This window comes from Nonomuraea sp. NPDC005501, assembly GCF_040605905.1.
Classification (GTDB): Bacteria; Actinomycetota; Actinomycetes; order Streptosporangiales; family Streptosporangiaceae; genus Nonomuraea.
Window position 1 is genome coordinate 1 of the sequence record NZ_JBEXDT010000143.1, and the last position, 14786, is coordinate 14786.

The following is a 14786-nucleotide window of genomic DNA, read 5'->3' on the forward strand; positions in this document are numbered from 1 at the left end:
TGTCGAGTACTCCGACTCCGCTAGAGTTGTCCATAGGCCGATACTGCCGTCTCGACATATGAGAAGGCAAGTCGGAGCGAAGCCATCAGGCGAGCACGGCCGCGAGCGCGGCCGCCGCGCCGGTGAGCGTCACCGTGAACGCCCGCGCGGGGCTCGCGGCCATGCCCGACACCGGGCTCGGGGTGAACGACGCCATCTGGGACAAGGAGCTGGGCACCACGGCGGTGTCGGACCTGCTGAAGGGCGCGGGGGTGCGGATGGTCCGCTATCCCGGCGGCTCCTACGGCGACATCTACCACTGGAGGGACCACACCGCACCCGGCGGCTACGTCGCCCCGGGGACCGACTTCGACACCTTCATGGCCTCCGTACGGCGGATGGGCGCACAGCCGATGATCATCGCCAACTACGGCACCGGGACCCCCGAGGAGGCGGCCGACTGGGTCCGGTACGCCAACGTGACCAAGAAGTACGGGGCCACGTACTGGACCGTCGGCAACGAGAACTACGGCAACGGCCACTACGGCGCCGACTGGGAGGCGGACGAGCACGCGGACAAGAGCCCCACGGCGTACGCCAACGGCGTCGTCGCCTTCGCCGACGCGATGAAGGCCGTCGACCCCGGCATCAAGGTCGGCGCGGTGCTCACCGCGCCGGGGAACTGGCCGGACGGCATCGTCGCCGGCGGCGACCCGGCCACGTGGAACCAGACCGTGCTGTCCGTCGCCGGATCGAAGATCGACTTCGTGGACGTGCACTGGTACCCGGGCGGCAGCACGGCCGCCGAGGCGCTGGCCAAGCCGGAGCAGATCACCGACATGGTGCACGCGACGCGCGAGCAGATCACCCGGTACGCCCCGGCCGGCGCCGGGCGCATCGGCATCAGCCTGACCGAGATGAACGTGGGGGTGGGCCAGAACACCCAGCCGGGCGCGCTGTTCCTCGCCGACGCCTACAGCGGGCTGCTGGAGAGCGGCGTCTTCACGGTCCAGTGGTGGAATGTCCACAACGGCATCGGCACGGTCTCGACGGTGGCGGGCCAGAGCGACTACGGCGACTTCGGCCTGCTGTCCAGCGGCACCTGCCTGGCCGACGGCACGACCTGCGAGCCGCCGCTGAACACGCCGTTCGCGCCGTACCACGGCCTGGCCATGATGAACGCCTTCGTCCGACCCGGCGACCAGTTCGTCCGGGCGGGCACGGACGAGCCGCTGGTCACCGCGCACGCCGCGCGCCGGGGCAACGGCGACCTCGCGGTGCTGCTGGTCAACAGGGACCCCGACAACGCCCGCACGGTCTCCATCGACTACACCGGCTACACCCCGGCCGCCGCCGCCCCGACCGTGTACTCGTACGTCAACGGCGGCACCGCCGTCACCACGGGTCAGACGGGCACCGCGAGGAGCCGGACACTGCCGCCGTACTCGCTGACCACGCTCGTGCTGCACCCGGCGAGCCAGGTCACCGGGGCGCCCGGAGCTCCCGGCCGGCCCGCCGCCTCCGGCGTCACCGACCGCGCCGCCACCCTCTCCTGGACGGCGTCGGCCGCCGGCGCGCACCCCGTCGCCAAGTACGAGGTCCACCGGCAGAACGGCGCGACCGACGAGCAGCTCGGCGAGAGCGCCGGCACGTCGTTCACCGTCGCGAACCTCACCCCCGGCACCCGGTACACCGTCAACGTGCTGGCCCGCGACACGGCCGGCAACGTGAGCTGGGCCTCGCCGCCGCTCACGTTCACCACCGGCAGCCCGGCCACGAGCACGTGCACGGTGAGGTTCGGCGCCAACGGCGACTGGGGCAGCGGCTACGTCGCGGCTGTGGACATCACCAACACCGGGCCGGCCGCGATCGACGGCTGGACGCTCACGTTCGACTGGCCGACCGGATGGCAGCGGATGAACGGCGGCTGGAACGCGAACTGGGAGCAGAACGGCCGCACGGTCAAGGCCACCAGCCTGGACTCCAACGGCAAGCTGGCGGCGGGCGGGGGCAGCGTGAGCGTGGGCTTCGTCGCCGGGTACACCGGCCCCGACCTCCTGCCGCCGGTCTTCACCCTGAACGGCACGACCTGCCACACGGCCTGACCGGCCCTTGCCGGAGTTGACGGCCTTCAGCAGCTCAGGAGCTCAGCCGGATGAGCATCTTGCCGGTGTTGGCTCCGTGGAGGAGGCCGAGGAAGGCGTCGACGGCGTTGTCGAGGCCGTCGACGACCGTCTCCTCGCTGCGCAGGGTTCCGTCGCGGAGCCAGGCGGCGGCGAGCGGGACGTACTCGGCGGCCAGGTGCTGGTGGTCGCGGACGAGGAAGCCGCGCAGGGTCAGCCGCTTGCCCACGGCCAGGAAGAGGTTGCTGGGGCCGGGGACGGGCTCGGTGGCGTTGTACTGGGAGATGGCGCCGCAGAGCGCGACCCTGCCGAAGGTGTTGAGCGCGCCGAGGGCGGCCTGGAGGTGGTCGCCGCCGACGTTGTCGAAGTAGACGTCGACGCCGTCGGGCGCGGCGTCCGCGAGCTGGCCGGGCAGGTCCCCGGCGCGGTAGTCGATGGCGGCGTCATAGCCGAACTCCTCCACCAGGCGCCTGGTCTTGGCCGGGCCGCCGGCGGAGCCGATCACCTTGGACGCGCCCAGGTGCCGGGCCACCCGACCGGCGATGAGCCCGACGGCTCCGGCCGCGCCCGAGATGAACACGACGTCGCCCTCCTTGACCGGCGCGACCTCCTTGAGCCCGGCGTAGGCGGTCAGGCCGACCATGCCGAGCACGCCCAGGTAGGTCTGCGGCGGCGCGATCGCGGTGTCCACGACCCGCGCCTGGGAGGCGTCGAGGACCGCGTGCTCCCGCCAGCCGCCGGAGTGCAGCACGGTCGCGCCGACCGGCACGCTCTCGGCGTTGGAGACGATGACGGTGCCGACCGCGCCGCCGTCCATCGCCTCGCCGAGCCGGAACGGCGGGACGTACGACTTGACGTCGTTCATCCGGCCGCGCATGTAGGGGTCGACGGACATCCAGTCGTTGCGCACGAGGATCTGCCCCTGGCCCGGATCGGGGAGCGTCGCCTCGACGAGGGCGAAGTCGGCCGGCTTGGGCTCGCCGGAGGGGCGGGCGACCAGGTGAACCTCACGGCTGGGTACCGACATGACACGACTCCGGATTTGTGAGTTATGACCGTTTTGAGGCGTTGTGCCCAAATTCGGAAGAGCCACCCGGCCATTGACCCGGACCCACAGCAGAACTAAGTTCGGTGCACCGACTGGTCGGTTTGCGCATTCTGGAGGACGGTACGCATGAAGGCTGCACGGCAGGCGTGGCGGCGGCTGGAGCCGGTCCACGGCATGATCTATTTCGTCCCCGAAGCGGCCCGCCGCTACGCCGAGCTCGGACTCAAGGGCAGGGCCGGGTACTTCGCCTCCCGGGGCGCGGCGTTGGGGCGCGCCACGGCCGAGCAGGTCATCGCGACCTTCTACAACTTCCGGCCCGCCCTCGTCCGGCAGGCGCTGCCGGCCGCCTGGAACGTGGTCACCCCCGAGGACATGCTGACCGCCCGGGCCGACGCCGCCGCTGAGGCCCTGCGCCGGGCGGGCATCCACGAGCTGCCCGGCCTCGACGAGGCGGCCGGCCTCGCGCGGCGGGCGGCCGTCGCGGCCTGCGACCACCTGGAGGGCCGCCCGCTGTTCGCCGCGCACGCCGCCCTGCCCTGGCCGGACGAGCCGATCCGGCAGCTGTGGCACGCTCAGACACTGCTGCGCGAGTTCCGTGGCGACGGCCACGTCGCGCTGCTGCTCAGCGAGGGCGTGAGCGGGCTGGAGGCCCTGGTGCTGCACGGCGCCGGCGGCGAGGTGCCCTCCGCCGTCCTCCGGGTCACCCGCGCCTGGCCGGAGGACGAGTGGGCCGCCGCGGAGCGACGCCTCCGCGAGCGCGGCCTCCTCGCCGAGGACGGGCTCAGCGCCGAGGGCAGGGCTCTGCGTCAGCACATCGAGGACCGCACCGACGCCCTCGCCCTGCCCGCCTACGGCGTCCTCGGCGAGGACGGCTGCGAGCGGCTGGCCGAGCTGGCCCGCCCCTTCGGCCGCGCCGTCGTCGACGCCGGCCTGCTCGACATGGGCGCGGCGCTGAGGACCTCCACCGGTCAGCCGCCCGCTTGAGCCGTCTGCGCCGGCGGGCTGTCCCAGTCGAGGGGCACGCCGAAGGTCTCGTGCAGGCCGGCGCGGCCCGTGTCGGTGATGTGGACGACCCGCCGGGCCCGTCCCCGGCGTAGCCACTCCAGCGCGAACAGCCGGTCGGCCATGGCCGCGCCGAGCGCACCGGCGAGGTGGTGGCGGTTCTCGCCCCAGTCGACGCAGTACCGGATGGCCGGCCGCCGCCGGGAGAACTCCTCGACGTCGACCCCGAAGGCTTCCAGCTTGCCGAGGCCCGCCTGGGTGATCCGGTAACCGCCGCCGGCATGGGCCACGACGCCGTCGTCCACCAGCGCCGCGAGCAGGCGGGCGCGCGCGTTCGGCGTGTGGGGCATGGTCGCCGGGATCGCCGCCGCCGCCGGTCCGGTGCTCGGTGGCGTGCTGGTCTTCACCGTCGGCTGGCGGTGGGTGTTCTACGCCAACGTGCCCTTCGGCCTCCTGGGCTTCCTGCTGACCCTGAGGTACGTCCCGGCGCCCGCGGCGTCCGGCGGCCGGTCCGGGCTGGACATACCCGCCCAGGTGGCCGGCACGCTGGTGGCGCGCGGCGATCTCGTGACCGGCCTGCAGACTCATGTCGTCGTGGGCGGCGCCGCCTTCTTCGCCGCCGCCGCGCTCGCCGTGCTCACCGCCCGGCGGTGAGCGGTGCCGGCGGGCGGGTGGCGCGGCTGGAGACACCGCCGGTGCCGGTCAGTGCCGGTCCGGGCCGGGGCGTTTGGCGGCCAGGGCGATCACGTCCGCCAGGTCGTCCAGCTCCCCCGGGTCCTCCGTGAGCCGGGCGATCGCCAGGCGGATGTGCGGGCGACCCGGCCGTACCAGGTAGCGGCTGCCCGGAGCGGCCGAGATGCCGTGGGCCGCCAGCGTGACCAGGGCCTCCGGCTCGTCGTGGACCGGCACCCACAGCACGAGGCTGTCCCGCCCGCCCACCGTGACCCCGCGGGCCGTGAGGCGCCCGACGAGGGCGGCGCGGCGGCGGGCGTACGTCTCGCGGGCCCGCTCCACCGCCTCCCGCGCGTCCGGGTCCGCGAGCAGCCCGGCCAGGGTGTCCTGGAGGATCCGGCTGCTCCAGCCGGTGCCGTAGCTGCGCAGGACCCGGACCCGCTCCACCGCGTCGGCCGCCCCGCCGATGACGGCGAGCCGCAGGTCGGGGCCGTGTGACTTCGAGTACGAGCGCACCAGCACCGTACGGCCGGGCAGCCGCGCGCCGATGCTGTGCAGCGGCGCCACCGACAGGTCGCCGATCCCGTCGTCCTCGACGACCAGGGTGGTGGTGGGGGCGAGCAGTTCCGCCAGCTCGGCCGAGCGCTCCGCGGACACGGCGTGGCCGCACGGCGAGTGGCCGCGCGGCTGGTGGACGAAGGCCACCGGGCTGGCCCGCAGGGCTTCGGCGAGCGCGGCGGGGACGGGGCCGTCCTCGTCGCAGGCCACCGGGAGCACCTCGACGCCGATCAACTCCAGGATGTCGAGCAGCCGGGCGGCCGTCGGCTCCTCGATGGCGACGCGGTCTCCGGGCAGTGCGGTGGTCTGGAGGAGGAGCTGGAGCCCCTCGTAGCCGCCGCCGAGCGCGAGCCAGGACTGTGCGGGGAACGGCCAGGTGGGTTCGACCGCGGCCCGCAGCCGGGGCGTGATCGTCTCGCGGGTGTAGTCGTTGAGGCCGTCGGTGGCGGCCGCGGCGGCGAGCGCGGCGCCGAGGGGCGGCAGCAGCGTCCGGTCGGGGGCGGCGATGGCCAGGTCGATGGCGAGCCTGCCGCCGAAGTTCCCGATCCGCTCGTACCGGGCGGGGTGCTGCACGCCGGGCGGTCCGAGCACCACGGTCCCGCGCCGCCTGTCGGTGCTGATCATGCGGTGTTTGCGCAGCTCGCTCCAGGCTTCGGCGACGGTTCCCGGGCTGACGCCGAGCAGGCGGGCCAGTTGCCGAACCGTCGGCAGGCGCGCGCCGGGACGCAGCGCGCCCTCCCGGATCAGGTCGATCAGGGACGTGGCGACTCCGCGAGCGCTGGGCTCGCGGACCTGAGTCGCGAGCCAGCCGGGATCGATCTCCACAGAGCCTCCGTTTCGGACAAAACGTTGTTCAGGAACAAAGTGCATCTTGTACCACCAAAGTTCCCGAACATAAAGTACAGCGCAATGCAGCACGAAAGGGAGCATTGTGACTAAACCCCTCATCCGGCTCGCCCTGCGTGACTGGGACCACCTCGTGCCCGTGGTGACGGGCGCGGTCCGCCCCCGGGCGTTCGAGCTGGCCCTGGAGTCCAGGGACAGCACGCCGGACGTGCTGGCCGAGCCCGAGCTGGACGGCGGGGAGACGTCCTTCAGCAGGTACGTGCTCGGCCGGGCCCGGGGCGACGACCGGCTGGTCGGCCTGCCCGTGTTCGTGATGCGCGGCTTCCGGCAGCGGTGCGTGCTGGTGCGCCGCGACAGCGACGCCGGTGACCTCGCCGACCTCAAGGGTGCCCGCGTCGGCCTCACCGGCTGGCCCGACTCCGGCAACACCTGGACCCGGGCGCTGCTGCGGGAGGCCGGCGTCGGCCTGGGCGGCATCACGTGGACGGTCGGCGCCGTGGACGCCCCCGAGCCGGGCAAGGACCGGGTCGGCCAGGGCGCGCTGCCGGCCAACGTCGGCGTGACCGACGGCTCGCTCGCCGAGGACCTGGCCGCCGGCCGGATCGACGCCCTCATGACGCCGTTCATGCCCCGCGGCTTCTTCACGCCGCAGAGCCGGTTCCGTCACCTGCTGGCCGACCACCCGGCGGCCGAGCTGGACTACTACCGCCGCCACGGGTTCGTCCCCGGCATCCACCTGGTGACGATCAGGAGCGAGGTCGTCCGGCGGCACCCCTGGCTGCCGGAGGCCGTACAGGAGCTGTTCGAGGAGTCCAAGCGGCACTGGGTGGCGCGGCGGCGGCTGCTCGCCGACACCACCCCGTGGCTGCTGGCCGGCCTCAGCCGCACCAGCGAGGTGTTCGGCGAGGACTGGATGCCGTACGGCGCCGGCGCCAACGCCGCGATGACCGCGGCCTTCTGCGAGGAGCTGCACGCCCAGGGCATCGCCGCCTCCCCCATCGACCCGAAGGAGGTCTTCACCGCATGAAGGATCTGCGCGTGGCCGTCGGCCAGTTCGCCTCGGGCGAGGACTGGGAGGCCAATCTGAAGGCGTGCGCCGGCCTGCTCGACGAGGCCGTCGCCGGGAACGCCGACCTGCTCGTCCTGCCCGAGGGCGCGATGGCCCTGTTCGTGGACGACCCGGTACGGATCAGGCAGGCGGCGCAGCCGCTCGACGGCCCGTTCGTCACCGGCCTGGCCCAGCGGACCCGCGGCACCGCCACCACGGTCATCGTGGGCATGCACCAGCCCGCCGACGACGGCCGGGTGATCAACACGCTGGTCGCGCTGCGCGACGGCGAGATCGTCGCCACCTACCGCAAGCTGCACCTGTACGACGCGTTCGGCCGGCGCGAGTCCGACAACGTGCTCGCGAGCGACGACTCTCCCGTCGTCCTCGACTGCGCCGGCTGGAAGGTCGGCCTGATGACCTGCTACGACGTGCGCTTCCCCGAGATGGCCCGGCTCCTCGCCGACCAGGGCGCCCAGGTCGTGGCGCTGCCCGCCGCCTGGGTGCGCGGCCCCGCCAAGGAGTGGCACTGGGAGGTCATGGTCACCGCCCGCGCCCTGGAGAACACGTACTACGTGGCCGCCTCCGGCGAGTGCGGCCGCCGCAACATCGGCGCGAGCATGTTCGTCGACCCGCTCGGCGTCTGCCGGGCCCGGCTCGGCGACACGCCCGGCCTGCTGTGGGGCACGGCCTCGGCCGAGGACCTCGCGCAGGCCCGCCTCACCCTCCCCGTCCTCGCCAACCGGCGCTTCACCGTGAACCCCAGCCCGAGGAGCCTCGATGCGTAAGACGACCCCCGCCGTCGTGGCGACCGCCCTGCTGCTGGCCGGCTGCGGCGCCAACCCGCCGGAGAGCGAGGGCGCGGTCGGCGCCGCCTCCTCCGCCCCGGCCGCCGCCACCCACGCCAAGGACCAGGCCCTGTACGACCGCCTGCCCGACAAGGTGAAGACGGCGGGCAGGCTGGTCTCGGTCAACAACGGCTCCTTCCCCCCGTACGAGATCGCGGGCACCGACGGCAAGTCGCTGACCGGCGTGACCGCCGACCTGTCGGCGGAGCTGAGCGGGCTGCTCGGCGTCAAGATCGAGCACGTGACCGTGGACGGGCTGCCCAGCCTGCTCACCGGCATCAAGGCGGGCCGCTACGACCTGGCCCTCGGCCCGGTCGGCGACTTCCCCGAGCGCCAGGTCGCCAACGACTTCGTCGACTGGGTGCAGGAGTTCGTGGTCTTCGCCGTGCCGAAGGGCAACCCGCGCGGCATCCAGTCGATCGCCGACACGTGCGGGCTGCGGATCTCCGTCATGTCCGGCGGCTCCGCGGAGAAGGTGATCAAGGGCCAGTCCGCCACCTGCGTCAAGGACGGCAAGCAGAAGATCGAGGTGCAGTCGTACAAGGACCAGCCCACCTCGATCCTGGCGGTCCGCTCCAACCGCGCCGACGCGTTCTTCTCCTCCCAGGCCCCGCTGACGTACTTCACGCAGCAGTCGGGCGGCGAGCTGGAGCTGGCCGGGACCGGCAAGGCCAACGGCTTCGACGACCTCTACCAGGGAGCCGTCGTCGCCAAGGACTCCCCGCTGCGTGAGGTGGTCAAGGACGGCTTCCAGAAGCTGATCGACGACGGCACGTACGAGAAGGTCATGAAGAAGTGGGGCACCGGCGGCAACATGATCAAGCAGGCCGGCGTCAACCTGGCGGCGCAGTCGTGACGGCCGTCACCGAGCGGAGCTCGCCCCCGGAGGTCGACGTCGCGGGAGCCTCCCGCACGCGCCACCCGCTGCGCTGGGTGGCCTCGGCCGTGCTGCTGGTCCTGGCCGCGCAGCTCGTCAGCCTCCTCGTCACCAACCCCAACTTCCAGTGGGACGTGGTCGGCCGCTACCTGAACGCCCAGGTGATCGGCGCCGGCATCATGACGACCCTCTTCCTGACGGTCATCGCCATGGCCGTCGGCGTGGTCGGCGGGGTGCTCGTCGCGATGGGCCGGCTGTCGCACAACCCGGTCGCGCGGCTGGTCTCCGGGCTGTACGTGTGGTTCTTCCGGGGCACGCCCGTGCTGGTGCAACTCGTGCTCTGGTACAACCTGTCGGCCCTGATGCCGCGGATCTCGTTCGGAGTGCCGTTCGGGCCGGAGTTCCTGACGGCCGACACCAACCAGCTGATCACGCCGCTGCTGGCCGCCGTCCTGGGCCTCGGGCTGAACGAGGCCGCGTACATGGCGGAGATCATCCGCGGCGGGCTGCTGTCGGTGGACCCCGGCCAGTCGGAGGCCGCGTCGGCGCTCGGCATGAGCCGGGGGCGCACGTTCCGGCGGATCGTCATGCCGCAGGCGATGCGGTTCATCGTGCCGCCGACCGGCAGCCAGGTCATCAGCATGCTGAAGGCCACCTCGCTGGTCAGCGTCATCGCCCTGGCCGACCTGCTCTACACCGTGCAGGCCATCTACAACCGCACTTTCCAGACCATCCCGCTGCTGATCGTCGCGTGCGTCTGGTACCTCGTGATCACGTCCGTCCTGTACGTCGGGCAGTCGTTCATCGAGCGGCACTACGCGCGCGGCGCCACCCGCAACGCCCCGCAGAGCTTCTGGAACTTCCTGCTGCTGCGCCGACGGCGCCCGGCCGCCGCCCCGACCCGCGAGGAGACGCCGTCATGAGCATGCCCATGGTCCACGCGCGGGCCGTCCGCAAGAGCTTCGGCCACCTGGAGGTGCTCAAGGGCATCGACCTGACCGTCGGGCGGGGCGAGGTCGTCGTCATCCTGGGGCCGTCGGGGTCCGGCAAGTCGACGTTCCTGCGCTGCGTGAACCACCTGGAGACGATCGACGGCGGCGCCATCCACGTCGACGGGGAGCTGATCGGATTCTCCGCCTCCGGCGGCCGGGTCCACCACCTGCGCGACCGCGACATCACCCGCCAGCGCAGGGAGATCGGCATGGTCTTCCAGCAGTTCAACCTGTTCCCGCACTTCACGGTGGTACAGAACGTCATGGAGGCGCCCGTCGGGGTGCGCCGCGAGTCCCGCGCCAAGGCCCGTGCCCGCGCCGCGGCCCTGCTGGAGCGGGTCGGGCTGAGCGACAAGGCGGGCAGCTACCCCCGGCAGCTCTCCGGCGGCCAGCAGCAGCGCGTCGCCATCGCCCGCGCGCTGGCCATGGAGCCCAAGCTCATGCTGTTCGACGAGCCGACCAGCGCGCTCGACCCCGAGCTGGTGGGCGAGGTGCTCGCCACCATGAAGGACCTGGCCCACGACGGGCTCACCATGCTCGTCGTCACGCACGAGGTCGGGTTCGCGCGGGAGGTGGCGGACCGGGTGGTCTTCATGGACGGCGGCGTCGTCGTGGAGTCGGGGCCGCCCGCCGAGGTGCTGGACAACCCGAGCAACCCCCGCACCCGCGCCTTCCTCAGCAAGGTCCTCTGACCGGCGCTCACACGGGATGTGTCGCTCACAGGGGATGTGTGAGGAGGCGGCGGCCCTCGTCGCGGAAGCCGCGCTTGCCGTAGTAGGCGAACAGGTGGCTCACGTCCAGGCCGTTGGGGGCGACGACGATCTCGACCGCCGCGCATCCCTGTCCGGCAGCCCAGCGCAGGCTGTCGTCGATGAGCCGCTCCGCCTCGCCCCGCCGGCGCGCCTCCGGGACGACGTACAGGTCCTCGAGCTCGGCGATCAGCCCCGACTCCAGCCCGAAGGAGGTCGTGGTGATCGCGAACGCGACGACGCGGCCCTCCGCCTCGCTCACCGCGACGCGGGCGGCGGGCGAGGCGACCAGGTGGGCCAGGTTGGCGCGCAGGTCGTCGCGCGAGGTGGTGAAGCCGTCCTCCGCGTAGAAGGCGACAGCCAGGGAAAGCAGGTCGGGCAGGTCGCCGGGGCCGGCGGTGCGGATGGCCATGGGGTCCATGATGGCCGTCCGCCGGGCGCGCGTACCATCCTTTTCTCCCGGTACGACTGGTTTCTCCACGTACGGCTAACCGGTGCGGGGGTGCAGGTGGCGGGCGACGCCGGCGACGCACGCCGTGATCGCCGCCAGGAGGGCCGTCGCGCCTTCGACGCCGACGCCCGCGCGCAACAGCACCACCACCGCCCCCGACACGATGACGACGACCATGGGTGTCCTTTCGTCAAGCCCGACTCCTGCGCAACGAGCTCGGCCCGCACATGCGCCAAATATCTGTGGAACGGGCACTTCTGGTCCCCCTCCTACTTCGCCGCCTCCTACGGCGACGCCCCACTGTCGATCATCAAGGAGTACATCGAAAACCAGAAACGGCCGGACTGATCCACTCACATGAACCGGCCGTCACAGCACCACTCGGACCTGGAAGCCCTCCCACGCTGTCGTTCCCTCCCGGGCGTGAACGCCTGAGGTTCCACACCAGATCCCGCTGAAGCGAGGTGGGTCAGAGCGTCGGAGGGTGGCCGGCGGCGGTCTGCTCGTCGGCCCAGAACTCGATCAGCTCCTCGGCCGTCAGCCGGTCGGCGGGGCGGCCGGGAGGCGTGCGGCCCGTGGCCAGCGCCCAGGTCGTCACCAGAAGGATGAGGAGCTGGTCGTCGTCGTGGGCCCACGGCCACGGCGGACGGCCCGGCCGCCGGTCACCGGTGACGCGCAGGAAGGTGTGCGGAGCGGCGGCGGCGCACGGCATGAGCTCTCGTCTCCATGGTCGGCGATCGGGATGCGGCCAACGATGCCGAGGAGAACGGCTCGGGTGCCACCGGTCCAAACGCCTCCGGACAACTCCGGAGCAAATACCGCTGTATCCGGACAAAAGGCTATATAAAAGCGAAGAATGAGCGGCGCTCATCATCCGGGATCGTCCGGAACCGTCCGGAAGCATTCGCCGCCGTGCGGGCGCGTCCGGCTGCGTGCGGAAGTGTGCGGCAACAGACGAGCTCTCACACGGCAAAGTCACCGGTTGATCCCGGACAATCGGAAATCTCGGATCTGGCCGTGCTTGTGCGTCCAGCGGTGCCAGGATGACTCCTGTTATCCGCCGTTTATCAAAGATCACTCATTTTCGGCTGGGGCGATGACCGAACTACCTCGCGACGGGGTGCCGTGCCCCTTCGTCATGCGGCTCAGGGAATTGCACGCGCTGGCCGGATACCCGGCGCTGTCGGAGCTGTGCCGGTTGTCACGCTCCAACGGACCGCACCTGGAGCTGCGCAAGAGCACCGTGTCCGACGTCCTCACCGGCAAGCGGAAGCGGGTGCCGAAGTGGCCGTTCGTGTACGCGTTCGTCACGGCCTGCGCCGCCGCGGCCCGGCAGGCGGGTCTGGACGTGGGCGGCATGGGCGACGTCCAGGCGTGGAACGAGCACTGGCGGGCCGCGCAGGACGCCGGCGGGGCCGCCGCCGCGCTCACCCCTCTCCCCGCGCTGAGCGGAGCCACCGCGCTCGCCGTCGCCCCACCCGCCACCACCATGTTGCCTCCGCCCCGCGGACCGTCGCGGAGCACGAGACCCGAGCGATGACCGAGTACGCGGCCCGGGCGGTCGCCGCGTACGCGGACCAGCCGGTGGCGCAGGTGCCCTAGCAGGGGCCGGACCCGGTGGAGCCCGTGTCCGAGGAGGACCGGGAGCTGCTGCGGATCTACGGCAGGACCGGCCTGCGCCTGCTGCGCCGGAGCGACCCCGGCGACGGGCTGGACTGCATGCGGCTGGCCGTGGTCACGCTGCTGAGGAACCAGCCGGACGTGGCGCGCGACTGGCTGCGCCGGGCGGGCGACGCCGGCAGGCACGAGGCCACCGAGCTGTTCAACCATCCCCGCCCCCAGGAGCGCGCCGCCGGGCACGCCTATCTCCACGGCGTCGGCTACCAGGAAGCCGACCCTCCCCGGCCGAGCTGCGCGATGTTCTTCTTCCGGCTGGCGGCCGACCGGGGCCACGCCGGAGCCGCGTACCGGCTCGCCAGCGCGCACCGCGCCAAGCGGGAGGACACGGAGGCCGAGAAGTGGCTGCGGCGCGCCGCCGACGCCGGGCATCCCCTCGCGGCCTCCGTGCTGGCGGGCGCCCACACGCCCTCGGGCGCGATCGACGCGGCCCTCCTCGCCGAGCTCCTCGACGGGATGCCGGCAGAGTAGTGATTCACCGGATTTCGGGTGATTTCGGGAACGGACAGCGAGCGGGAGAAGCCCCCGAAAGGCGGTCACGGACCGCTGACAGCCTGTTCACGAACCGGGAGAAACATGGTCCTCTTGCTGGCCATACGTAGATCTCCCGATGCGGTCGCATGCCTGATCTGTTTACTGTCTGCCGCGTCGAGCGGCGTCCGAGCAAGGTGGCTACATGCGCGCTTTATCCATGTTCGTCTCCACCGTCTTAGTGGTCACGACCTTTACCGGTCCCGCCGCTGGAGCGGTCCGGGCCAAACCGGCGGCCGGCACCTCGGATGTCGCCTACCGGCGGTCCGACTTCTCCACCGGCGCCCCCGAGGGGACCGCCGGCGACGGCGACGGCCTGTCCTTCGCCTCCGCGGCCGGCACCACCTCCTACACCGACGCGCTCGGCACCAGGACGTGGGAGTACGCCCGCTGGACCGGCCCCGAGGAGCAGGTCGGCTTCCCCGCCACCGAGCTGATCGCCTCCTGGACCGCCGACATCCCGGCCGGGAGCTGGATGCAGGTCGAGGCGCGTGCCCGCAACGCCGCGGGGCTGACCAAGTGGTACGTGCTCGGCCGCTGGGCGTACGGAGAGGACGCCATCCGCCGCACCTCGGTGCCCGGCCAGGGCGACGCCGACGCCACCGTCTCCGTCGACACGCTGGTCGCCGCGGCCGGCCGCCAGATCAACGCCTACCAGCTCCGCCTCACCCTCTACCGGACGCCCGGCTCCGGCCTCACGCCCCGGGTGCGCACGCTCGGCGCGATGGCCTCCAACGTGCCCGAGCGCAAGACCGTGCCCGCCAGCCCGGCCGGCGGCGCGTGGGGCGTCGAGCTGCCCGTGCCGCGCCGCTCGCAGAACGTCCACGAGGGCCACTACCCCGAATGGGACGGCGGCGGCCAGGCGTGGTGCAGCCCCACCTCGACCACGATGGTCCTCGGCTACTGGGGCCAGGGGCCGAGCGCCGCGGACACCGCCTGGGTGGACCCCTCGGATCCCGACCCCGAGGTGGACTACGCCGCGCGCTACAGCTACGACCACGCCTACCAGGGGGCGGGCAACTGGCCGTTCAACACCGCCTACGCGGGGCGGTACGGCATGGACGGGTTCGTGACGCGGCTGCGGTCACTCACGGAGCTGGAACGGTTCATCTCCGCGGGCATCCCGGTGATCACGTCGCAGTCGTTCAAGAAGGGCGAGCTGCCGGGCGCGGGCTACGGGACCAACGGGCACATCATGGTGGTCGTCGGCTTCACCTCCACCGGTGACGTGATCGCCAACGACCCGGCGTCGTCCGGCAACGACGCGGTGCGCCGGGTGTACCCGCGGGCCGCCTGCCGGTTGAGCACGCTCTGCCGGTGGCTCGCCAGGGTGTGCTCGGCGGTGCCCTTGCGGAGCGTCGCCAACTGCCTGGTGACGACGGCGA

At 72.3% G+C, this 14786-nt stretch carries 16 protein-coding genes and 2 pseudogenes; 12 read left to right on the top strand and 6 right to left on the bottom strand.

Translation table 11 applies throughout. The features are described from left to right. The first annotated feature begins 182 nt into the window (after positions 1-182). Positions 183-2084 (top strand): cellulose binding domain-containing protein, encoded by a 1902-nt coding sequence (locus ABZS51_RS39790; protein ID WP_355452696.1) that lies wholly within the window; start codon positions 183-185, stop codon positions 2082-2084. 34 nt (positions 2085-2118) lie between these two features. Here ABZS51_RS39790 and ABZS51_RS39795 read toward each other — a convergent pair whose 3' ends face one another. Further along, positions 2119-3129: an NADP-dependent oxidoreductase gene (locus ABZS51_RS39795; protein ID WP_355452699.1), complete on the bottom strand. Its 1011-nt coding sequence runs from the start codon at positions 3127-3129 to the stop codon at positions 2119-2121. 147 nt (positions 3130-3276) lie between these two features. On the opposite strand from ABZS51_RS39795, the gene ABZS51_RS39800 reads away from it, so the two are divergent. Continuing rightward, a complete protein-coding gene (locus ABZS51_RS39800) occupies positions 3277-4134 on the top strand; it encodes a hypothetical protein (protein ID WP_355452702.1) in 858 nt (285 codons plus the stop codon). Here ABZS51_RS39800 and ABZS51_RS39805 read toward each other — a convergent pair. Beyond that, positions 4119-4502, bottom strand: a complete 384-nt coding sequence (locus tag ABZS51_RS39805; RefSeq protein WP_355452705.1) for a hypothetical protein — start codon at positions 4500-4502, stop codon at positions 4119-4121. The two genes, ABZS51_RS39800 and ABZS51_RS39805, sit on opposite strands and share 16 nt — an antisense overlap. Between ABZS51_RS39805 and ABZS51_RS39810 the strand changes: the two are divergent. Then, positions 4489-4806, top strand: a pseudogene (locus tag ABZS51_RS39810) (MFS transporter); the annotation flags it as partial. The gene ABZS51_RS39805 and the pseudogene ABZS51_RS39810 sit on opposite strands and share 14 nt — an antisense overlap. A gap of 48 nt (positions 4807-4854) precedes the next feature. On the opposite strand, the gene ABZS51_RS39815 reads toward ABZS51_RS39810, so the two are convergent. After that, positions 4855-6207 carry an aminotransferase class I/II-fold pyridoxal phosphate-dependent enzyme gene (locus ABZS51_RS39815; protein ID WP_355452708.1) on the bottom strand — a complete coding sequence of 451 codons (1353 nt, stop codon included), beginning with the start codon at positions 6205-6207 and terminating at the stop codon, positions 4855-4857. Between the two features lie 106 nt (positions 6208-6313). Between ABZS51_RS39815 and ABZS51_RS39820 the strand changes: the two genes are divergently transcribed. The 5 genes from ABZS51_RS39820 to ABZS51_RS39840 are packed head-to-tail and all read left to right on the top strand — an operon-like array spanning position 6314 to position 10685. Beyond that, positions 6314-7255 carry a hypothetical protein gene (locus ABZS51_RS39820; protein WP_355452711.1) on the top strand — a complete coding sequence of 314 codons (942 nt, stop codon included), beginning with the start codon at positions 6314-6316 and terminating at the stop codon, positions 7253-7255. Beyond that, entirely contained in the window at positions 7252-8064 is an 813-nt protein-coding gene (locus tag ABZS51_RS39825) for a nitrilase-related carbon-nitrogen hydrolase (protein ID WP_355452714.1), read from the top strand. Before ABZS51_RS39820 ends, ABZS51_RS39825 begins: the two co-directional genes overlap by 4 nt. Then, entirely contained in the window at positions 8057-8980 is a 924-nt protein-coding gene (locus ABZS51_RS39830) for an ABC transporter substrate-binding protein (RefSeq protein ID WP_310716968.1), read from the top strand. The genes ABZS51_RS39825 and ABZS51_RS39830 overlap by 8 nt, the downstream gene beginning before the upstream one ends. After that, positions 8977-9924 (top strand): amino acid ABC transporter permease, encoded by a 948-nt coding sequence (locus ABZS51_RS39835; RefSeq protein WP_355452717.1) that lies wholly within the window; start codon positions 8977-8979, stop codon positions 9922-9924. Before ABZS51_RS39830 ends, ABZS51_RS39835 begins: the two co-directional genes overlap by 4 nt. After that, positions 9921-10685, top strand: coding sequence for an amino acid ABC transporter ATP-binding protein (locus ABZS51_RS39840; RefSeq protein WP_355452720.1), 765 nt, complete (start codon positions 9921-9923; stop codon positions 10683-10685). Before ABZS51_RS39835 ends, ABZS51_RS39840 begins: the two co-directional genes overlap by 4 nt. A gap of 25 nt (positions 10686-10710) precedes the next feature. Here the strand turns inward: ABZS51_RS39840 and ABZS51_RS39845 are convergent, their stop codons facing one another. Both ABZS51_RS39845 and ABZS51_RS39850 read right to left on the bottom strand, forming a co-directional pair. Then, positions 10711-11154 carry a GNAT family N-acetyltransferase gene (locus ABZS51_RS39845; RefSeq protein WP_355452723.1) on the bottom strand — a complete coding sequence of 148 codons (444 nt, stop codon included), beginning with the start codon at positions 11152-11154 and terminating at the stop codon, positions 10711-10713. Positions 11155-11229: 75 nt separating this feature from the next. Beyond that, positions 11230-11370: a hypothetical protein gene (locus ABZS51_RS39850; protein WP_355452737.1), complete on the bottom strand. Its 141-nt coding sequence runs from the start codon at positions 11368-11370 to the stop codon at positions 11230-11232. A gap of 81 nt (positions 11371-11451) precedes the next feature. On the opposite strand from ABZS51_RS39850, the pseudogene ABZS51_RS39855 reads away from it, so the two are divergent. Beyond that, positions 11452-11541 (top strand): annotated as a pseudogene (locus tag ABZS51_RS39855) (transposase); the annotation flags it as partial. 121 nt (positions 11542-11662) lie between these two features. On the opposite strand, the gene ABZS51_RS39860 reads toward ABZS51_RS39855, so the two are convergent. Then, the gene (locus tag ABZS51_RS39860) at positions 11663-11905 is read right to left on the bottom strand and encodes a hypothetical protein (RefSeq protein WP_355452726.1); all 243 of its coding nucleotides are present in this window, start codon (positions 11903-11905) and stop codon (positions 11663-11665) included. 384 nt (positions 11906-12289) lie between these two features. Between ABZS51_RS39860 and ABZS51_RS39865 the strand changes: the two genes are divergently transcribed. From ABZS51_RS39865 to ABZS51_RS39875, 3 genes are all read left to right on the top strand, one after another. After that, positions 12290-12733, top strand: a complete 444-nt coding sequence (locus ABZS51_RS39865) for a hypothetical protein (protein ID WP_355452729.1) — start codon at positions 12290-12292, stop codon at positions 12731-12733. Between the two features lie 86 nt (positions 12734-12819). Beyond that, positions 12820-13341: a hypothetical protein gene (locus tag ABZS51_RS39870; protein ID WP_355452732.1), complete on the top strand. Its 522-nt coding sequence runs from the start codon at positions 12820-12822 to the stop codon at positions 13339-13341. A 205-nt stretch (positions 13342-13546) separates the two neighbouring features. Continuing rightward, a partial coding sequence (locus tag ABZS51_RS39875) for a C39 family peptidase (RefSeq protein ID WP_355452734.1) occupies positions 13547-14786 on the top strand: 1240 nt, incomplete at its 3' end.